The 22,496-nt window shown below is 41.2% G+C and carries 13 protein-coding genes; 12 read left to right on the forward strand and 1 reads right to left on the reverse strand.

What is annotated here, in order from left to right; translation table 11 throughout:
• The first annotated feature begins 96 nt into the window (after positions 1 to 96).
• Positions 97 to 1,320 carry an IS4 family transposase gene (locus ACYQ3L_RS26635; RefSeq protein WP_459952373.1) on the forward strand — a complete coding sequence of 408 codons (1,224 nt, stop codon included), beginning with the start codon at positions 97 to 99 and terminating at the stop codon, positions 1,318 to 1,320.
• Positions 1,321 to 1,404: 84 nt separating this feature from the next.
• Here ACYQ3L_RS26635 and ACYQ3L_RS26640 read toward each other — a convergent pair whose 3' ends face one another.
• Positions 1,405 to 2,055: a hypothetical protein gene (locus tag ACYQ3L_RS26640; protein ID WP_379994214.1), complete on the reverse strand. Its 651-nt coding sequence runs from the start codon at positions 2,053 to 2,055 to the stop codon at positions 1,405 to 1,407.
• Between the two features lie 280 nt (positions 2,056 to 2,335).
• Here ACYQ3L_RS26640 and ACYQ3L_RS26645 point away from each other — a divergent pair, with 280 nt between their 5' ends.
• The 11 genes from ACYQ3L_RS26645 (at position 2,336) to ACYQ3L_RS26695 (ending at position 22,279) form a co-directional block, all read left to right on the forward strand.
• On the forward strand, positions 2,336 to 3,301 hold the full coding sequence (locus tag ACYQ3L_RS26645) for a DUF5106 domain-containing protein (protein WP_379994215.1): 966 nt from the start codon (positions 2,336 to 2,338) through the stop codon (positions 3,299 to 3,301).
• Positions 3,302 to 3,349: 48 nt separating this feature from the next.
• Positions 3,350 to 3,805 carry a DUF6769 family protein gene (locus tag ACYQ3L_RS26650; protein WP_379994216.1) on the forward strand — a complete coding sequence of 152 codons (456 nt, stop codon included), beginning with the start codon at positions 3,350 to 3,352 and terminating at the stop codon, positions 3,803 to 3,805.
• Positions 3,806 to 3,895: 90 nt separating this feature from the next.
• Positions 3,896 to 5,149 carry an efflux RND transporter periplasmic adaptor subunit gene (locus ACYQ3L_RS26655; protein ID WP_379994217.1) on the forward strand — a complete coding sequence of 418 codons (1,254 nt, stop codon included), beginning with the start codon at positions 3,896 to 3,898 and terminating at the stop codon, positions 5,147 to 5,149.
• Between the two features lie 141 nt (positions 5,150 to 5,290).
• Positions 5,291 to 8,389: an efflux RND transporter permease subunit gene (locus ACYQ3L_RS26660; RefSeq protein WP_379994218.1), complete on the forward strand. Its 3,099-nt coding sequence runs from the start codon at positions 5,291 to 5,293 to the stop codon at positions 8,387 to 8,389.
• Positions 8,390 to 8,406: 17 nt separating this feature from the next.
• The gene (locus tag ACYQ3L_RS26665) at positions 8,407 to 9,588 is read left to right on the forward strand and encodes a TolC family protein (protein WP_379994219.1); all 1,182 of its coding nucleotides are present in this window, start codon (positions 8,407 to 8,409) and stop codon (positions 9,586 to 9,588) included.
• A gap of 161 nt (positions 9,589 to 9,749) precedes the next feature.
• Positions 9,750 to 12,575 (forward strand): triple tyrosine motif-containing protein, encoded by a 2,826-nt coding sequence (locus ACYQ3L_RS26670; RefSeq protein ID WP_379994220.1) that lies wholly within the window; start codon positions 9,750 to 9,752, stop codon positions 12,573 to 12,575.
• 305 nt (positions 12,576 to 12,880) lie between these two features.
• Positions 12,881 to 15,961 carry a SusC/RagA family TonB-linked outer membrane protein gene (locus ACYQ3L_RS26675; protein ID WP_379994221.1) on the forward strand — a complete coding sequence of 1,027 codons (3,081 nt, stop codon included), beginning with the start codon at positions 12,881 to 12,883 and terminating at the stop codon, positions 15,959 to 15,961.
• A 13-nt stretch (positions 15,962 to 15,974) separates the two neighbouring features.
• Positions 15,975 to 17,495: a RagB/SusD family nutrient uptake outer membrane protein gene (locus ACYQ3L_RS26680; RefSeq protein WP_379994222.1), complete on the forward strand. Its 1,521-nt coding sequence runs from the start codon at positions 15,975 to 15,977 to the stop codon at positions 17,493 to 17,495.
• A 191-nt stretch (positions 17,496 to 17,686) separates the two neighbouring features.
• Positions 17,687 to 19,981, forward strand: a complete 2,295-nt coding sequence (gene bglX, locus ACYQ3L_RS26685; protein ID WP_379994223.1) for a beta-glucosidase BglX — start codon at positions 17,687 to 17,689, stop codon at positions 19,979 to 19,981.
• Between the two features lie 19 nt (positions 19,982 to 20,000).
• Entirely contained in the window at positions 20,001 to 21,362 is a 1,362-nt protein-coding gene (locus tag ACYQ3L_RS26690) for a glucoamylase family protein (RefSeq protein WP_379994224.1), read from the forward strand.
• A 152-nt stretch (positions 21,363 to 21,514) separates the two neighbouring features.
• Positions 21,515 to 22,279 (forward strand): carboxylesterase family protein, encoded by a 765-nt coding sequence (locus ACYQ3L_RS26695; protein ID WP_379994225.1) that lies wholly within the window; start codon positions 21,515 to 21,517, stop codon positions 22,277 to 22,279.
• Positions 22,280 to 22,496 lie beyond the last annotated feature (217 nt).

The raw sequence follows: 22,496 nt of genomic DNA on the forward strand, positions 1-22,496 counted from the left end.
CGACTATTTTTTTATATAATCATTTGATATTAAGCTGATTATGTTTGTTTTTATCACATAGTTTTATTATCTTTAAGTATTGATAATCATATATTTATGGCAATATTTAAAGATCATAGGATTGGAATAAATCAACTATTGGGAGTTATTCCAGAGGCACTTTTAAGTCATTTATCCGAAAATACAAAAGTTGACTATTATTCAAAAGTTCTGCATGGCAAGAAATTGTTTTACCTTTTGATGTATGGCATTTTAGAGAATGACAGATTAAGTCAGCGAACCTTAGAGGATACCTTTAATGATCCAGTCTTCAAGATGCTTTTTAACTTAGACAAATCAGAGAGTGTTCGCCGAAGTTCCATATCAGAACGGCTTTCTAAGATTGATGCGGACTTCTTCAAACAAATATATGAATGTATTTATGAACAATTCTCAGCAGCCTATTCATCGACAGAAAAAGAGGAATATAATCTGATACGAGTTGATTCTTCAATGGTAAGTGAAGCTTGTAGCAAACTCTTAGAAGAAGGTATTGACCATAAAAACGGAAAGAAGTCAGTTAAGTATAGCATTGCTTTTGATGGCATTTTACCTTGTGATGTTAAGATATTTACAGACTCCAAATACTCTGGCGAAGAAACAGCTTTACCTGAGGTTATAAGAAGTCATGTGAAACAAGAAACCGGACATCACAATATTTACATTTTGGACAGAGGATTGCAGTCAGCTAGAACCATGAAAGATTTTTCCGGAGAATCTATCCCTTTTATAATAAGAGCAAAAGAGAATCGAAAACATGTTGAACTAAAATCCTTGAAAAGCGATGATATTGATCTAGACTTGGGTAGTTTGATGCTTTTGAAAGATAGTGAAGTTTATTTATATACCGGTAAGCCTATTAATAATAAACGAGGTAATATCCATTACAAAGAAGAGCTGGTAGAAGTACCTTTTCGCTTAATTGTAGCACAAAGCAAAGATGATCCTGATAAAGAATTTTGGTTTATCACCAATGTGCTTAACTTATCAGCCAAAGATATTACGGACGCTTACAGGCGAAGGTGGGATATCGAAGTATTCTTCCGATTTATAAAGCAGGAACTAAATGTGAGTACTCTTGTGTCACTCAATAAAAATGGAATAAAAGTTATCCTATATATGACTTTGATTGTGGCTATACTTATCTTGATATATAAACAGGCTAATAAACTTGGATATAAAACTGCTAAAAGAAGATTTTCCATGGAATTGAGAAACCTGATTATATCTATGATTGTTGTGCAGTGTGGTGGTGATCCTTCTATTTTCTTCAAAACGTAGAAAACAAAAAGTGATCGGAATTTCTTCCGACCACTCCTGCCAATACGGTACTCTTTTTTATCTGGTTTATCAATACGTGCCGCTTTATTCAATCTCCAATTCATTAAGTTCTACTGAGAATGTGGAATATCCAACTCCTTCCCATTTTCCGTAGACTTCAACCACTTTGCCTGTCTCTTTACCTACGAATGTGGCTATGTATGATGTCCGTACTACGCGTTTCTTGAAAGTCCTGTCCACTTTCAGGCTTTTGAATGACGGGACGGTCAGTTTATCTGCAATCTTAGTTGTATCTGCAGATTCCTCCGGCAACTCCGAATATTTCCATTCGGTATTGCCGCTGACAGTGAACCATTTCTCTTTCTCAAACGTGTCAGAATCTACGCTATACGGTATTCCGATTGTTATAGAATCGTTTATCTCTATATTCTGTTCAGGCTTGTTCTCAGGCATAAATTGGGATTTCTGCTTCAGGTCTTCACAAACCGGATTTACGGAAGAAACAGTTATTTCAGAAGCAGTCTTATTGGTAAATACTATAGAAGGGGCTGTATATAAAGATTCCTCTACGCCGTCGCCTTCCCGGAAGGAATACTTGATACCGCTAAATACATAAGTCTCTGTCTTTTGCCCATTATTGCTTTCTCCCGATGGTGAGATCTCAGTTTCCGATTCGTTGCTACAGGAGGGAGTAAGTATTATCACAGACAATAATAGCACTAGGATTTTTTTCATATTGTTTTTTATTAGGTCATATTTATAAACCAAAGATAGGGATTATTTATCTGGAGATTGCCCGGAGACGGTTAAGAAACTGTTTCAAATTCGGTTATATAAATATAGCTCTCTTTATTTAATACCCGTTATATCCCCGGATTTTGTCTTTAGCCCCTGTTATTTTGATGATATCTGACATAATACAAAAAACGAAGAGAATCAAACTATTACTGCTCTTCTTTGTTTTAATATAAAATGTTAAAATGCTATCTTTGCAGATATTTAATTGATATAGGATATGAAATACTTTATACTAATAGCCGTTATAGCCGTACTTGGTTTTTATTCTTGTAGTAATAGCAAACCATTGCAGAATAATGCATCTGCACAGGAAACGGAAGTTGAGGAGAGAACGGCTGTGGAATTGCCGGAGGTACCGGAAGAACTTACCGCGCCTGTGGACAGAGCCAATTTTTTGATTACCCATTACTGGGATAATTTCGATTTTTCAGATACAACATATATCCATCTGCCTGATATAACCGAGCAGGCTCTTGCTAATTATGTACAGATTTTGCCTGTAGCAGATAAGAATATTGCCGAACAATCTATAGCCGCTTTATTGAAGAAGGCAGAGCATCAGAAAACACCGGAGATGTATTTTTTCTTCACAAATAACTTCGAGAAGTATCTGTATGATCCTAATTCCTTTATGCGTAATGAAGAGTATTATATTCCCGTGGCTAAATATATACTGACTGATTCTGTAACAGGTGATGTAGAAAAGGAGAAAATCAGATTTAAGCTGGAAATGATGGAAAAAAACAGGCCCGGGCAGATAGCCGCCGATATCACCTATACCCTGAGTTCCGGAAAAACGGGTACACTTCACAGATTAGATGCGGGATATACTTTGCTGATGTTCTACAATCCCGATTGTCATACCTGTGCCGAAAATATAGTTTATTTGAAACAATCCCCCGTTATAAATAAGATACACGAGTCAGGCGGGCTTAAAGTATTGACTTTTTATCCTGATGCAGACTTAAGTATCTGGCAAAATCACCAGAAGGATATTCCTGCGTCATGGATAAACGGTTATGACAAGAATCAAACGGTGTTGAACAAGAAAGTCTACGATCTGAAAGCAATTCCTACGCTTTATCTTTTAGACAAGGATAAGCGCATATTACTAAAGGATGCTACTGCCCAGAAAATAGAATCTTACATAAAGGATCATAACCCAATGCTATTTTCCGATTGATGAAGAGGATATCAGGTTTTTTTAAGAAAAAATCATATCTTTGCATATATGAAAAAGGTAAAACGACTGCTTACTCTGACGTTATTGATGCTTGCCAATATATTCTTATTGGCGCATTCTGTTTTACCTCATTCCCATCATGATGGTGCCGTTTGCTTCTCTCTGGAGGAAATCGTTCATCAACATCATTGTTCGGGTCAACATGACGACTTAGGAGACTGCTGTTGCGAGCATGACAAGCATCACCATCATTCATCTTCAGAAGACTGCGATCTGAAAGAAATCGTTCTTCGACAGAATAATGATCTTCATGACGATATACTTCCCTGCGCTAATTGCTTGTCCTTATTGTTTACAATAAATCCTCTGAGTGAGCTTTATCTGGAAGCTCCCGAATTTGGACAGAGGTTACAACAGAAACCGTATTTAGAAAACTATATTCCTCCTTTCGTAGGCTCAGTAAAAAGTCTGCGCGCTCCTCCCGTATCTTATTTTTTAGGTTAATATTTTATAGAAACTTTATCTATGTCATTGAGAAGAGGAAGTAAAAAACCTCACTCTTTGTTATGTCAGAAAATCTAAAAAATAAGAATAATGAAAAAATATATAATTTATTTCGCCTGTCTGTTGGCGATATTATGGAGTTGTAATTCCAAACCTAAAACAGACGATCACGCGGGACACAATCATACATCCGAATCGCAAGAGGGGCATAATCATGCAGAAGGTGAGGAGTGCAATCATGACCATGAACAAGAGGCTGAGCACAACCATGCCGGGGGTGAAGAATGCGATCACGATCATGGAAAAGAAGAACAGGCTCATGGTGATGAAATATTATTTACACCCGAACAGGCCAGGCAGGCTGGTTTGGAAGTGTTTAACGTAAAGCCTGACAAGTTTCATCAGGTGATAAAGACCGGCGGGCAGATATTATCGGCACAAGGCGATGAAGTAACTGTTTCCGCTACTTCGAGCGGTATCGTATCTTTTAATAAAGCATCGCTGAATGAGGGTGCAACTGTAAAAGGAGGCGAGTCTCTGGTCAGCATCTCCTCGAAAAACCTTGTAGATGGAGACCCTTCCGTAAAAGCGAAAACAGCGTATGATATAGCTCAACGCGAGTACCAACGCGCAGAATCCCTGATCGGGGATAAACTGATTTCACAAAAAGAATACAACGAGATAAAGCTGAATTATGAGAATGCAAAAGTATCATATCAGGCCATAGGTCAGCGTTCCACAGCAAGAGGCATCAGTATTTCTGCTCCTATCAGCGGGTTTGTAAAAAGTAAACTGGTATCCGAAGGTCAATATGTGGATGTGGGCCAGCCATTAATGACTGTGACACAGAACAGGAAGTTGCAACTTCGGGCCGATGTGTCGGAGCGCTATTATAAAGATTTGGGAAGCATTACATCCGCTAACTTCAAAACTTCGTATGACAATACGGTTTACCGTCTTTCAGATCTGAACGGCCGCATTGTCTCATACGGCCGTTCAACAAACAGTCAGGAGTATTATCTACCAGCTAACTTTGAGTTTGACAATATAGGGCAGGTTGTTTCCGGCTCTTATGTGGAAGTTTATCTGTTGGGACAGCCGAGGGAAAATGTCCTGGCGATTCCCGCTTCTGCTCTTACAGAGGAACAAGGCGTTTATTTCGTCTATTTGCAGACTCATCCCGATGCCTACAAAAAACAGGAAGTCAGGATAGGAACAAATGACGGGAGTCTTGTAGAAATACTTTCGGGATTAAAGACGGGAGATAAGGTTGTAAGTAAAGGTGCATATCATATTAAACTGGCATCGGCTTCAGCGGCTATTCCTCATGCTCATGAACACTAAATTATTAATGTGTCAATATGCCAATGTGAAAATTAGCAAATATGCACATGATGGACAAATTAACCAGTAGATACAGAAAAATACATGCAGTAGACCATCTTATTGCTTGTAACTTGTAACTCGTCAACTTGTAACTTATTTATGCTGAATAAAATAATACAATTCTCACTCAACAACCGTCTTGTGGTGTTGATTGGCGCGGTGCTCCTGCTTATAGGCGGGTTCTATACCGCAAAGAATATGGAAATAGATGTATTTCCCGATCTGAATGCGCCTACCGTAGTGATAATGACCGAAGCAAACGGAATGGCTCCCGAAGAAGTGGAACGCCTGGTTTCTTTTCCTATAGAAACGGCTGTAAACGGAGCTACGGATGTACGTCGTGTGCGGTCGTCCTCTACTACCGGGTTTTCAGTGGTCTGGGTCGAGTTTGATTGGGGTACCGATATATATAAGGCCCGTCAGATTGTTACCGAAAAACTCGCCGCATTGGGTGATGCCCTGCCCGAAAATATAGGCCAACCTACTTTGGGACCTCAGTCTTCAATCCTCGGGGAAGTAATGATTATCGGTCTTACTTCCGATTCTACTTCATTGCTCGACTTGCGGACTATCGCTGACTGGACAATCCGTCCACGGCTTCTATCTACCGGTGGTGTGGCTCAGGTTACGGTAATAGGCGGCGATATAGAAGAATATCAGATACTCATCGATCCGGGGCGTATGAAGCACTATGGTGTGACTCTTGATGAAGTATTGCAGGTAACACGCAATATGAATCAGAATGCGTCCGGAGGCATCTTGTACGAATATGGGAATGAATATATTGTAAGAGGTGTACTCCAAAGCGCTGATATATCGGAATTGGGTAAGGCCGTTGTAAAAAAGGTAGGCGAAAGTCCTATCCTTATCAGCGATGTAGCCGAAATAAAGATAGGAGCAAAAACTCCGAGACTGGGAATAGCTTCGGAGAAGACAAAACCTGCCATACTGATAACTGTCACCAAACAACCGAATACCAATACAATAGAACTGTCTGATAAACTGGATGTTTCTCTTGCCGGATTACAGAAGAATATTCCTTCCGATATAAAAATATCCACAGATATATTTCGTCAGGAACGATTTATAAACAACTCGATAAATAATGTACAGAAATCGCTGTATGAAGGAGCGATATTTGTCGTTATTATCCTGTTTATATTCCTGATGAACGGGCGTACTACATTTATCTCCTTGATGGCTCTGCCTTTGTCGTTGCTCACCTCGATCCTTGCTCTGAAACTAATGGGACTGACAATTAATACGATGAGCCTGGGAGGGATGGCTATCGCAATCGGTTCTCTGGTAGATGATGCTATTATTGATGTGGAAAATGTATTCAAACGCTTGCGTGAAAACAGGCAAAGGCCGAAAGAAGAACAACACTCCGTGCTGACTGTCGTTTTCGAGGCCTCGAAGGAAGTACGTATGCCGATACTTAATTCTACACTGATTATTGTCACCAGTTTTATCCCGTTGTTTTTCCTTAGTGGGATGGAAGGGCGTATGCTTGTGCCACTGGGTATTGCCTTTATTGTAGCATTGTTTGCCTCGACCGTTGTCGCTCTGACAGTGACTCCCGTATTATGTAGTTATCTGTTGGGTAAGAACAAGAAGAATAAGGAGGAGAAAGAACCTGTCTTTGTGGTTAAATTAAAAGCTGTTTATGAAAAAAGCCTGCATTGGGCATTAGAAAAACAGAAAATTGTACTGGGAGTGACAGGAGTATTGTTAGTGTCCGCTATTATCATATTCTTTACATTCGGACGTAACTTTTTACCTCCGTTCAATGAAGGTTCATTTACTGTTACGATAAATACCTTACCGGGTATATCGCTGGAAGAATCGGATAAAATAGGAACTATGGCCGAGCAGGCCATCCTTAGTGTACCCGAGATACAGACAGTAGGCCGTAAGACAGGCCGGGCAGAGCTTGACGAACATTCATTCGGCGTAAATACATCGGAGATAGAAGCCCCGTTTATACTCAAAGACCGCTCACAGGATGAGATGATAGCCGAGCTTCGCGAAAAGCTGAACGCTATTCCCGGTATCAGTGTCGAAATCGGGCAACCTATATCGCACCGTATAGATCATATGCTTTCGGGTACAAAAGCCAATATTGCGATTAAATTGTTTGGTACGGACCTGAATAAGTTGTATTCGTTAGGTAATGAAATCAAATCTTCGATAGAAAGTATCGAGGGTGTTGCCGACCTGAATGTAGAACAACAGGTAGAGCGTCCGCAATTGAAGATAACTCCAAAGCGTGAGATGCTGGCAAAATACGGAATTACATTGCCGCAATTCTCCGATTTTGTAACAGTCATGTTGTCCGGGGAAGTTGTATCGCAAGTTTACAGGGATGGTAAAAGCTTTGACCTCACATTGAAAGCATCGGACGATTATAAAGATCAGGCGGACAAAATACGGAATCTGATGATAGATGCCGGCGATAAGAAAATACCTTTTGAATATGTTGCGGTGGTAACTTCATCCACAGGTCCCAACACCGTAAACCGTGAAAATGCACAGCGTAAAATTGTTGTTTCCGCCAATGTCGCCGATCGCGATTTGCGCAGTGTAGTTAATGATATCAGGGAAAAGGTCGACGGGGATATTACGTTGCCGGAGGGTTATCACATCGAGTATGGAGGACAGTTCGAAAGTGAACAGGCCGCATCGAGAATATTGCTTATTGTGTCTGTTTTTGCTATTATGATTATATTTCTATTGTTGTTCAATCAGTTCCGGAATATCACTCAATCGGCAGTAATACTTCTAAATCTTCCGTTGGCCCTTATCGGGGGAGTATATGCTATTTTGTTTACTTCGGGAGAAATAAGTATCCCTGCCATTATCGGATTTATAGCATTATTCGGGATTGCGACACGGAATGGCATTTTGCTGATGGCGCATTACAATGATTTGGGTAATCATGGATATTCTGTGAATAAGAGTATTCTGCAAGGATCTCTTGATCGTCTGAATCCTATTTTGATGACTGCTTTGTGTTCGGGGTTAGCCCTTATTCCATTGGCTATTCAGGGAGATCTTCCGGGGAATGAGATACAAAGCCCTATGGCAAAAGTTATACTCGGAGGGTTGCTGACGTCCACTTTATTGAATATGTATGTCGTACCTATTATCTACAGGATGCTGAAAAACCGTAAAGAGGTAAAACAAGAGGTTGTTTGACAAAAAAGAATCAAATTATGAGAACAGTAATATATATACTTTTATTATCGCTGCTGTCTGTTGTTCGTGTTGAGGCACAGGATACATTCAGTAAGGTGTTGGGAAGCATAGAAGCGAACAATACAACACTGAAGGCGTACCGGGAACAAGCCAATGCCGATAAGATCGGTAACAGGACCGGCATAAATATGGCTAATCCTGAAGTTGAATTCGGTTATCTCTGGGGGAGTCCTGCCGGAGAAGGCAACCGTACGGATCTGAATGTAACGCAATCTTTCGATTTTCCTACTGCTTACCGCTACAAATCTCAGTTAGCAGCAGGTAAGAATAAGCAGGTCGATCTGACCTATGACCAACAACACAGGGAGATTATGCAGCAGGCACGCGCTTTGTGTGTGGAACTTACCTACCGGACAAAGTTGAATGAACAACTGGCCCAGCGTCTGGAGTCTGCCAGGGAATTGTCTGATGCTTACCAGAAACGTTTCAACCAGGGAGATATAGATGTTCTGGAGAGGAATAAAACCAAACTGGATTTACTCAATACAGAAAAGTTGTATCAGATAAACATGGTTGAAATAAATACGCTGAAAGCCGAACTACAACGGTTGAATGGTGGGGAGCCGGTCCCATATTCGTTCGGTGATTATCCGGACTACCTTTTTCCGCTTGATTTTACAGAATGGTTCGAAAGGGTAAAAGAAAACAATCCCTCGTTGCGTCTGGCCGAACAAGAAATTGAGTTGAGTAAAAAACAGGAGCAACTGACCCGCGCACTGAATCTGCCGAAAATTACAGCCGGCTACACAAGCGAACGTATTCTCGGTACTACATTGCAGGGTTTTACAGTTGGTGTCTCCATCCCTTTATGGGAAGGAAAGAATACCGTAAAGCACCGTAAAGCGCAGACTGTAGCTTTGCAGATGCAGCACGCTGATACCAAACTGCAATTTCAGAATGTATTAAAGAATCAATATGATAAAGCCTCTAAGCTTTCTGTATTACTGAATGAATATCAGGAGACACTGAAGGTTACGAACAATCGCGATTTGTTGAAAAAGGCTTTGGATAAAGGCCAGTTGTCTCTCATAAACTATCTGTTGGAACTTTCGGTATATTATGAAACGACAGATAAGTATTATGAAACGGAAAGGGATTATCAGCTAGCTGTGAGTGAGTTGCAGCAATGGGAACGATAGTTTTTTTACAATTTATATGCATGAAAGGCATCCGTTGGCAATAGCGGATGCCTTTGCTCCGTTTACATCCGGTGAACCAAGTGGACTTAGAGATGTTATTTTAATAAAATTATGCTATTTTTGAATGTCAAAATAGAACCCTTCTTAAAACTGTGGACCTTATGAAGCGATTATCCGGATATATTATCTTAATCATACTGCTGCTAACTACCATCTCTGCTTTTTCCAATAAGCCGCATATTATAAACTTGTACAGGGAAAAATATCAGGCTGATAACAAAAACTGGTCGATAGGACAGGATGAAAGAGGTACTATGTATTTCGGGAATGATATAGGATTGCTCGAATTTGATGGTATAGAATGGAATCTTAACCGGATACCGAATTCATTGATCGCCAGGTCTGTTGCAGTAATGTCGCACAAAACCGTATTCACAGGGAGCTACGAAGAATTTGGCCGCTGGGATAGAGATATTTCGGGGAAGCTTGTTTACACTTCCTTAAGTGATAGCCTGGATAAGGCGCTCTTCAAAAATGATGATTTCTGGAAAATCTGGATTGCGAGCGATTGTGTCTATTTCCAGTCGTTTAGCTCTATATATGTTTATGACTATAATACGGTAAAGCGAATACCGTCCGAGAAAGGCTTCCTGTTCCTTTCAAAAGTACGGGATGAATTTCTTGTACAACAAATGCTGGGTTCGCTTTTCCGCCTGAAGGGGGATAGGCTGGAGAAAATAGAGGGGAGCGAGTTTTTTGAAGGTACGGACGTCCGTGTTATTCTGCCTTACAAGAAAGATCAATACCTGATAGGCACTACATCCAAAGGTATTTATATCTATGACGGGAAGAGCTTTAGAGAGTGGAATCCGCAGCTTTCGGGTATAATGAATTTAAAGGAACTGAGTTGCGGGGTATTGTCTTCGAAAGGATCGTATTATCTGGGTACTATTCTGGATGGGATCTACGAGGTTGACATTGATGGGCGGATTATAGACCATATATCTTCCGAAAATACACTCCAGAATAATACGGTGCTTTCTTTGTATGAAGATAATCTGGGTAATATCTGGGCTGCACTGGATCGTGGAATAGCATATATTCAATACATTGAGAATATGAGTTGTTATACAGATCCCGGAGGAAATACCGGAGCTGTGTATTGTGCCGTGCTTTGGGATAATAAGCTCTTTATTGGTACCAATCAGGGTGTGTTTTACATAGAGAAAGAGGGATTGAATAAGCCGAACGCTCTCTCCGATATGAAACTGATAGATGGGACACAGGGTCAGGTCTGGGCACTCAAGGTTGTTGATGGCGTTCTATATTGTTGCCATAACAAAGGGTTGAAGGAAATTCATAAAAACCTGTCGGTTACCGACGCATTTGCTATAGGTACGGGTATATATAACTTGTCTGAAGCTAAGGTAAGGGATCATGATTTATTGGTGCTTTCCACATATAGTTCGATAAGGATAGTAGATAAGAAAACAGGCCGGGTTTATACTCCCGGCCAGATATCCGAACCAATCATAAATGCTGAGTTTGATCATTTAGGAAACATATGGCTCGAACATTTCAATAGGGGAGTATATCGTTGTAAGCTGGAAGATGATTTTTCGGGTTTCCGGTCTTTTTCATATTATGGAGGTAATAATAAGGACGGATTACCTTATAAACTGAAAATATTTAAGGTTGGAGGGCGTATAGTTTTACTGGGGGACAATCGGTTTTATACATATGATGATATTGAAAACAAGATTGTGTCCAGTTCTTTGCTGAATGAATGTTTCAGTACCGTGCATAATATAAGGCAGATAATTCCGATAAGAGAAAATCAGTTTTGGGCATTGACAGAGGCTGCTATATATAAGTTTTTCTACGATGGTTATGAAATAGCTATAACAGAGAATTATAATTTGGGAATGAACTTGTCTCTTGTTAATGCATATGAGAATGTTTCCATACTAAATGAAACCACGAGCCTCATCTGTCTCGATAATGGGTTTCTGCTATACAATAAAACGACGAAAAGCAAAAATAGCCTTTATAAAGAATTGTTAGCTCCGTATTTTGAATCTATGCGGACTGTAAATATTGACGGCCATATAGAATATAAGGATATAACAAAAAGTACAGAAGTATCTTATAGTTTCAATACTGTAACATTTACCTTTTCATCCAATAATGCGTTTGCCTCAAACTTATCATTTCAGTATATGCTGGAAAATGTGGATAAGGACTGGTCTGTGCCTCAAAAAGTCAATAGCGTTTCTTATGCCCGGCTTCCCCAGGGAAAATATAGGTTTATGATACGGACAATAGATAGTCTGGGTAATTTTTCAGATTCGGTTTCCTATGAATTCGAAATACTGTCTCCCTGGTATCAGACTATCTGGGCATATATGCTTTATATACTGATAATAGTCGGAATATTATATACTACATGGTTGCTGATCCTTCGCCGCTACCGCAACCTTCATTTGCAGAAAATCAGGCAGCGTGAAACAAGGCGTTTGCGGGTATTAGCAGGAGAATTACAGCAGGAAGTGGAACAGAAAAGCGCAGAATTGCTTACTCAGACCTCATTTATCATACAAAAAAATGAACTGATTCTGCGAATAAAAGATATAGTGGATGATTTCTATTCAAAGAACAAGATAAATGCGTTATTGCCTTTATATCACAGGATAAATTCTCTCCTCAATAATAACATGAACTCTGAAGATGACTGGAAAATGTTCCTTATAAAATTTGAAGAGAAACATACCGGATTCTTTAAAAAAATGAAGACCTTATATCCTCAATTGACGAACAATGACCTCCGGCTTTGTGCCTGTCTCAAGCTAAATTTGGAGACAAAAGAAATAGCTTCGTTGATGAATCTTTCGATAAGAGCCGTAGAAAACAGCCGTTACAGGCTGCGAAAAAAATTAAATATCCAACCTTCCCAGAACTTGAATGAGTTTTTTCTTGAAATAGATTGATCGTATTAATTCATTGTTTATTAATCTATTATTTTATTTTGAGAGGTAATAGTGAGGTTGTGGTACTGTTAAAACGTGGAGGTGTGTAATTACGGTGTATTAACTTTTCGAAACACTTTTGTCAGATTATCTACATTTGACATAAAATCTAATATCACGGCATAGATACGATATGGTAATCTAATATCTCTTTTCTCAACCAAAATTAAAGCCTAAAAAATATTTTAAGAATAATTACCATTTCTTTTCAGTCGTTCATAGTAGATTTTTGTTTGATAATGTGTGTTTAAATAAAAAGTAAAACTATGAAAAGTAAACCTAAAAGAACATTTATTACATTAGGAACCGGCTCCTTCTTTATGAGGAGTTTTATGTTCCTTGCTTGCCTTTTACTGGTGAGTACTGTAAGTATTTATGCTCAGACAAAGACTATTACCGGTAAGGTGGCGGATGTCGCCGGCGAACCTCTGATTGGCGTAAGTATTAAGATACAGGGAACCACCTCTGGTACTGTTACAGATGTTGACGGTACATATTCCCTGACGGCCAAATCTGGAGATGTCTTGGAATTCTCTTATGTAGGGATGAAAACGCAATTGGTTACAGTAAGTTCTCAGTCTACAATAAATATGACACTGGAAGATGATGCCCAACTGCTCTCCGAAACTGTAGTAATCGGTTATGGTACAGCTAAGAAACGCGACCTGACAGGTTCTATCGTGAGTATCAAGGCTGATGAGATCGCAAACAGACCATCTGCCAATCCATTGGCTAGTTTGCAGGGTAAAGTGGCTGGTGTTCAGGTGGTGAATACAGGTATTGCGGGACAAGATCCTGAAATCCGGATTCGTGGTACGAATTCGATCAACGGTTACAAACCTCTTTATATTGTAGATGGGTTGTTCAATGATAATATCAGTTTCCTGAATTCTGCCGATATTGAATCGATGGAAATACTTAAAGACCCTTCATCTCTTGCTATATTCGGTGTACGTGGTGCCAATGGGGTTATCATCGTTACAACCAAGAAAGCTAAGGAAGGACAGACCCTGGTTAATATCAATACATCTTTTGGTTTCAAGTCAGTAGTGGACAAGATTAAGATGGCAGATGCAACTCAGTTTAAAGAACTTTATTCGGAGCAATTGGCAAATCAGGGCGCAGCAGCATTTGATTATACAAGATGGACTGCCGATACTGACTGGCAGGATGAAATATTCCAGACAGGTTTCATTACGAACAACAATATCAGCATAACATCTTCTACCGAAAAGAATAAATTCTATATGGGTGTAGGTTATACATCGGAAGAAGGTAACCTGAAGCACGAGGAATATAATAAGGTTACGATCAATTTGAGTAGCGATTATAATATCACAAAAAATCTGAAAGTCGGATTCCAGTTTAACGGAGCCCGTGCGACCCCTCTCAATACGGCAATCGGCTTATACACTGATGGGGTGAAGAGGGCTTTGTATGCAGCACCTATTGCAGCACCATACAATGAACAAGAAGGCTTGTTCAATACGCTTCCTGCTTTCCAGAAAAATGAGGTGTCGAATCCTATGAGCTTTGTGGAATTACAAAAAGGAGTGAACAAAGTTATTGATTACAGGGCTTCCGGAAACGTGTACGGAGACCTTACTTTTTTAAAGAATTTCAACTTCCGGATAATGTACTCTTTGGATTTCGGGTCTTATGACAGCAGGCTGTATACACCAAAAAGGACATTGTTTGATGTGGATACCCAGCAGGCAGTTGTAATGGGTGATGGAAAAACAGCCGTAGAACAGCAAAAACAGAATGAAACAAAGGTTCAGGCCGATTACCTTTTGACTTATACGAACACCTTCGATAAGCATAATATCACAGCAACAGCGGGTTTCACGACTTATTACAACAGCCTGTCAAGCCTTACCGCCAAGCGTGCCGAAGGAAACGGGCTTCCGATTGCTAACGACCCGGACAAATGGTTCGTAAGTATTGGCGACCCGGATGCATCTACTACGGGAAGTACCCAATGGGAGCGTTCTACAGTGTCATTCCTTCTAAGGGCGTTGTATAACTATAACAACAAATATTTGTTCAACGGGTCGTTCCGCCGCGATGGTTCATCCGCTTTCTTCTACACCGGTAACCAGTGGCAGAATTTCTACTCTTTCGGTGGCGGTTGGATCATCAGTGAAGAGGACTTTATGAAGGATAACGGTATTTTTGATTACCTGAAGCTGAAAGGTTCATGGGGTACATTAGGGAACCAGAATATGAGCAGGGTTTATCCGGCTGAACCTATATTGACCAATACCACATCTGCCGTATTCGGTGATAATATTATCCCGGGATATAGCAAACAGTATCTTCCTAATCCTAACCTGAAATGGGAAAAAGTTGAAGCTTGGGAAGCCGGACTGGAAGCTTATTTCCTGAAAAACAAATTGAACTTTGAAGGAGTTTATTATAAAAAGAACACAAAAGACCTGTTGGCCGAAGTACCGGGTATCGCAGGAACTACGCCGGGGCTTGGTAATTTAGGAGAAATAGAAAATAAAGGGGTGGAATTATCCCTGTCATGGAACGACAAGATTGGTTCGGACTGGAGATACGGGGTTAACGCCAATCTGACAACAATCAAGAATAAAGTCATATCCCTCGTTCAGGAAGGATACAGGATTACAGATGGTACTTCCGGACTTCCGATGATGTCGTATACAGAGGCCGGATACCCGATCGGATATTTCTACGGGTATAAGGTGGAAGGTGTATATCAGTCGGCCGACGATATTGCAAACTCCCCTGTAAACAAGTTAGTGACAGTAAGACCCGGAGACCTTAAATTCAAAGATGTGACAGGTGATGGAGAGATTACGACTGCAGACAGAACAATGATAGGTAATCCTACCCCGGATTTCACATACGGCATTTCCTTTAATCTTGGATATAAGAACTTCGATCTGTCTGTTGATATGATGGGCGTGGCGGGCAATGAAATATACCGTACATGGAATATTTATGAATGGTCCCAATTCAATTATCTCGAAGGCCGTATGAATAGGTGGCACGGAGAAGGAACATCAAACTGGGAACCTGTTTTGAACAGATCCCGCGCTATCAACGGAAAAGATTATCCGTCGGAATATTTTCTCGAAGATGGTAGTTTCTTCCGTATCAGAAACATACAATTTGGATATACATTCAGCTCCGAATTGTTGAAGAAACTAAGCATGAGGTCTCTTAGAGTATATATAAATGCACAGAACCCTAAGACTTGGAAGAATAATACCGGGTATTCGCCTGAAATAGGTGGTAGCGCTACTGCATTCGGTATAGATTCTAATCCATATCCAATACCTGCGGTTTATACATTTGGTTTAAATCTCACATTTTAATAGGTAAAATATTATGAAACGAATTTTTAATAAATATATATATGTAACGATAATCGCTGTAATAGCATTATCTATTGTCGGGTGTAGCGATTTTCTGGACAGAAGCCCTCAGGGAAGCTTTACTGAAGACGATGATACCAGCGGTGGCCTGGAAGCAAATGTATTCGGTGTTTACTCAAAAATGAGAAGCTATAATATAACAGCTGGTATTCCGGCCTTTGCTGTGCACATGTTCCGGTCCGAAGACTCGGAAAAGGGTAGTACAGATAATGACGGGCCGGATAATGCCCGGTTCTGGGACGATTTTGAATACACTCCGTCGAATGGTATACTTGGAACATACTGGAACCACAACTATTCCATTATACACGATTGTAACTCGGTGATCGATACTTTGCGGAAAATAAATAATCCTGAATTTAATAGCCTGGAAGCCGAAGCTAAGTTCTTCAGGGCATACTGTTATTTCAATCTGGTGAGAGCCTGGGGCGACGTACCTTTGATCGATTTCAAGATCACAGATGCTTCACAGGCCAATATAGCCAAAAGCCCGGCATCGGCAATATATCAGTTAATTGATGCCGACCTGACTTATGCTACTGCTAATCTTCCTGTAAGTTGGGAGGCTAAATATGTAGGCCGCCTGACATGGGGGGCTGCGAGATCGTTGCATGCCCGTACGTACATGATGCGTAACGACTGGGGCAACATGCTGGCTGCTTCCAAGGAGGTTATTGATTCTAAGATATATAATCTGAATACCGCAGTAGATCAGGTATTTACTGATGCCGGTGAAAACTGTGGCGAATCTATATTCGAACTGCAATGTACAGCTACTTCGGCTAAACCAGCCAGTACGGACATCGGTAGCCAGTTTTGCCAGGTACAGGGAGTCAGAGGAGCCGGTGAATGGAATCTTGGCTGGGGCTGGCATATGGCTACAAGCGAAGTGGCAAAAGCTTTTGAGCCCGGAGATCCCCGTAAAGATGCTACACTGTTATATTTCAGAAGACCGGGCGAACCGATCACTCCGGAAAATACGAACAAACCATACGGGGAATCCCCCGAGTCTTCCGCTATGGGTGCATACTTCAACAAGAAAGCTTATACGAATCCTGCAATGAGAGCTAAATATACAAGAGAAGGATTTTGGGTTAATATACGTATTATCCGTTACCCGGATGTAATTCTTATGGCGGCAGAAGCGGCAAATGAGACGGGTAACACGGACGATGCATTGGAATATCTGGAAATGGTAAGAGCCCATGCCAGAGGTGCCAGTTCTTCTATTTTACCAAAAGTAACAACGACGGATATGGTTGAACTGAGAAAAGCGATACAACGTGAAAGAAGGGCGGAATTAGCTCTTGAGCCGGATCGTTTCTACGATTTGGTACGTTGGGGTACTGCGACAGAGGTGCTACATGCTGCCGGTAAAACGAATTATCAGAACAAACACGCTCTGCTTCCGGTTCCTCAATCGGAAATAGACAAGTCAAACGGAGTTTTGAAGCAAAATCCGGACTATTTGTAAAGATTGTTATTGGTTGATTGGTAAAGGCGTATCGAAAGAATTTTTTTCTTTACCGCAAAGGCCGCAACGTTTTTCGCGAATTTAGCGTGATTGTTTGCATCCTTTGCGGTTACGGCTTTTGATACAGCTTTGACGTTATGTGAACTTAAAAGGAGAAAAAGGTAATAAAAAGGCAAAAAGGTTAAAAAATTATGAAAAGGTTATTGGTTCTGGCGTTAAGCCTTTGTACTCTCGGCTTGACAGCACAGAAAAACGTGTCGAAGGATCCTAAGATGGATAAGTTTGTAAGTGACTTGATGGGCAAAATGACGCTGGAAGAAAAGATAGGACAGCTCAATCTGCCGAGTTCCGGGGATATTACTACCGGACAGGCCAAAAGCAGCAACATTGCCGAGAAGATCAAGAAAGGAGAAGTCGGAGGTCTGTTCAATATAAAAGGTGTTGAAAAAATCAGGGATGTACAACGAATTGCCGTAGAAGAAAGCCGTCTTAAAATTCCTTTGATATTCGGGATGGATGTTATTCACGGATATGAGACTGTATTTCCTATTCCGTTAGGCCTGGCTGCTACTTGGAATATGGCTGCCATAGAGCAATCGGCACGTATTGCGGCGATTGAAGCCAGTGCAGATGGTATCAGCTGGACTTTCAGCCCTATGGTGGATATTTCCCGCGATCCTCGCTGGGGACGTTTCTCGGAAGGGAGCGGTGAAGATCCTTATCTCGGAGGACAGATAGCAAAAGCGATGATTCATGGTTATCAGGGAGTAGGAGACAAGGCTTATGCGCTCAATTCGAATATAATGGCTTGTGTGAAGCATTATGCATTATATGGCGCGGGTGAAGCCGGCCGGGATTATAATACCGTGGATATGAGCCGTATTCGTATGTTCAATGAATATCTGTATCCTTATCAGGCTGCTGTGGATGCAGGTGTCGGTAGTGTGATGGCTTCATTTAACGAGGTAGACGGAGTCCCTGCTACCGCAAATAAATGGCTGATGACAGATGTACTGCGCGACAAATGGGGATTCAAAGGATTTGTAGTAACCGACTATACAGGTATCAGCGAAATGATAGATCACGGTATAGGAGATTTGCAAACCGTTTCGGCCCGCGCTCTAAAGGCTGGTATTGATATGGATATGGTCAGTGAAGGACTGGCTACCGTAGGTAAATCGCTCAGAGAAGGAAAAGTTACTCAAGCCGAAATAGATCAGGCATGCCGCCGTGTATTGGAAGCCAAGTATAAACTGGGTTTATTTGCCGATCCTTATAAATATTGTGATGTAAATCGTGCCAAAACAGAGATATATACACCGGAACACCGTGCTGTAGCGCGAAAAATAGCTTCGGAAAGTTTTGTACTGCTTAAAAACGCCAACAATACGCTGCCATTGAAAAAACAAGGCACTATTGCTGTCGTAGGTCCATTGGCTGATACCCGTTCAAATATGCCGGGCACATGGAGCGTGGCCGTGAACCTCGATACTGCCAGGACAGTTGTGGAGGGAGTACAGGCTGTAGCCGGAGCGAATGTAAAGGTCGTATATGCGAAAGGCAGCCATCTGATAAGTGATCCTGTTTATGAAGAGCATGCCACTATGTTTGGCCGTACTCTTCACAGAGATAAAGAGACACGCTCGGATGAAGAGATGCTGAAAGAGGCTTTGGATGTAGCGAAGAGCGCGGATGTAATCGTGGCTGCTCTCGGCGAATCGTCGGAGATGAGCGGTGAATCGAGCAGCCGTACCAACCTGGATATTCCGGATGTACAAAAAACTCTATTGAAGGAATTATTAAAAACAGGCAAACCCGTTGTATTGGTATTATTCACAGGCCGCCCTTTAACCCTGACATGGGAAAACGAAAATGTACCCGCTATCCTGAATGTTTGGTTTGGTGGGACGGAAGCAGCGGAAGCCATCGGCGATGTATTGTTCGGGGATGTTAACCCAAGCGGTAAGCTGATAGCTACTTTCCCTAAAAATGTAGGACAAATACCATTATTCTATAATCATAAGAATACTGGCCGTCCGCTTCAGGAGGGAAAATGGTTTGAGAAGTTCCGTAGCAACTATCTCGATGTAGACAACGATCCGCTTTATCCGTTCGGATATGGCCTTAGTTATACGACGTTCGAATATAGCGATGTGAAATTGAGTTCTGCATCTATTGATGGCAAAGGGGAACTGACAGCGAGTGTAACAGTAACCAATAAAGGAAAAGCTGATGGAGCGGAAGTTGTACAGTTGTATATCCGCGACCTCGTAGGCAGTGTAACCCGTCCCGTGAAAGAGTTGAAAGGATTCGAAAAAGTATTTATCAGGGCCGGTGAATCTAAAACGGTAAGTTTCAGGATCACTCCCGAATTATTGAAGTTCTATAATTACAACCTTGATTATGTGTTCGAACCCGGGGATTTCGATGTAATGATCGGAGGAAACAGTCATGATGTTAAATCGGCGCGATTCACATTGAATTAAATCATTAAACAGGAAAAATATGAAAAAGATACATCTTTCTTTTATCCTGCTTGGTTTGCTATCTGTTATCGTTAGTTGTAATCGTAGTCCGTCAACTAATCGGACGGAAAATAACAGCGACTCGACAGAGATATCAGATGAGGCTTTGCTGGATAGTGTTCAGCGCAGGACGTTCCTGTATTTTTGGGATGGAGCCGAGCCAAACAGCGGGATGGCACGCGAACGTTTTCATGTAGACGGAGAATATCCGCAAAATGACAAAAGTACAGTTACATCCGGCGGTAGCGGATTTGGTATAATGGCTATGGTTGCCGGAATCGAACGTGGCTATGTTACACGGCAACAAGGTCTGGAGCGTATGATCCGGATTGTAAATTTTCTGGAAAAGGCCGACTCTTTCCACGGTGTATATCCTCACTGGTGGGATGGCGAAACCGGAAAAGTGAAGGGTTTCAGCGATAAGGACAATGGCGGAGATTTAGTGGAAACCTCTTTCCTGCTACAAGGACTACTGGCTTTGCATCAGTACTACGTTGATGGTTCGGACCCTGAAAGAGCTTTGGCTGCACGTATTGATAAAATATGGAAGAATGTAGACTGGAACTGGCATCGAAACAGCAAAAACGTATTGTACTGGCATTGGAGTCCCAATCACTCATGGGAAATGAATTTCCCTATACGGGGGTATAACGAATGCCTTATTACATATGTACTGGCGGCTTGCTCACCTACACATGGCGTACCTGCCGAAGTATATCATGAAGGCTGGGCCGAAGGTGGTAAAATAATAGGGACGCATGAACTGGAAGGCTATACATTAAACATGCGTTATCAGAGTAATAGCGGAGTGGGGTCTTTGTTCTGGGCGCATTATTCTTTCCTTGGCCTTAATCCTACAGGACTGAAAGATAAATATGCCGATTATTTCCAGGAAATGAAGCATTATACTTTGATTAACCGGGCTTATTGTATCCGCAATCCGAAGGGGTATAAGGGATATGGTGAAGATGCCTGGGGATTGACAGCCAGTTATTCCGTAAAAGGATATGCAGCCCACGAACCGGATGAGGCCGGCGATCATGGCGTAATAGCTCCTACTGCGGCATTATCTTCTATTGTTTACACACCGGAAGAATCGATGAAAGTAATGAGGAATCTGTATAATATGGGAGATAAAGTATGGGGACAATATGGGTTTTATGATGCATACAGTGAAACTGATAATTGGTATCCGAAACGTTATCTGGCTATCGATCAGGGGCCTATAGCGGTTATGATAGAGAACTACCGTTCGCAACTGTTGTGGAATCTTTTTATGAGCCATCCCGATGTGCAAAGAGGACTGAAAAAATTAGGTTTTGAATCATTTGCATTAAAATAAATACTCTTTTTTTGCTAAGGGCCGTATCCAGGTACGGCCTTTTATCCGGATAAATATCCAACAGGAACTATTATAAGGCCGGGAGCTTTGAAATATGAGCGGAACTGAGGCTTTATGGCTATCTTTGATAGTCTAATATTAAATATATAATTATGAAAAGGAGTATCTTCATTTTTATCTTGTTTGTATGTACTGTGTATGGCTTTGCCCAGTTCAGGAATGCCTCGTATATGGTAAACGGATATACCTTGCCTTATCTGGTAATGTTTCCGGAAAACTATGATGCTACTAAACAATATCCATTGGTAGTAATGTTGCACGGTGCGGGAGAACGCGGCGACGATAACCAAAAGCAGCTGACGCATGGCAAGCAGTTTTTGTCAGAACACTTTCAGTCTGCCTATCCGGCTGTCGTTATTGTACCGCAATGTCCTGCAAATAGTTACTGGTCTAATGTAGTGAGGCATCAGATCGATGATAAGATGACCCTGACCTTCGGATTGTCCGACGAACCTACACAATCGATGAAGACGGTTATGGGGCTTATTCAGGATTGGTTATCGTCCGGTAAGGTAGATGTGAGCAGAGTGTATATAGGAGGTCTTTCTATGGGAGGGATGGGTACCCTGGAAATATTGTGGCGTATGCCCGGGACTTTTGCCGCGGCATTCCCTATATGTGGAGGAGCTGATTTAAGCAAGCTTCCGTTATATGCGAAGCATACAGCAGTATGGCTTTTCCACGGGGATGACGATTCGGTGGTTCCGGTAACGAACTCCAGAGATATTTACGCGCGGCTGAAAACATTGGGCTGTGATGTCGAATATACTGAGTATAAAGGAGTGAATCATGGCAGTTGGGTGAATGCTTTCGCTGAAAAGGAGTTGGTTCCCTGGCTGTTTAAGCATAAAAAATAAAAGATTGGTTTGGTTATATTTTAAGGCAAGGTTGTTTTAGGTTGGGCTGTCTGTTAAATAATATTCAGTTCAGTATGTAAGTGGTTAGAAAGGCTGTATAATGATTGTATCATTATGCAGCCTTTCCTTTATTCTGCAAATCAAGGGCTAAGATTACCATACAAATGATAGTTGATTTTAGAAAATACTTTATCTATATAGTAAGCAGTGATACGTT

This window comes from Dysgonomonas termitidis (assembly GCF_054657735.1).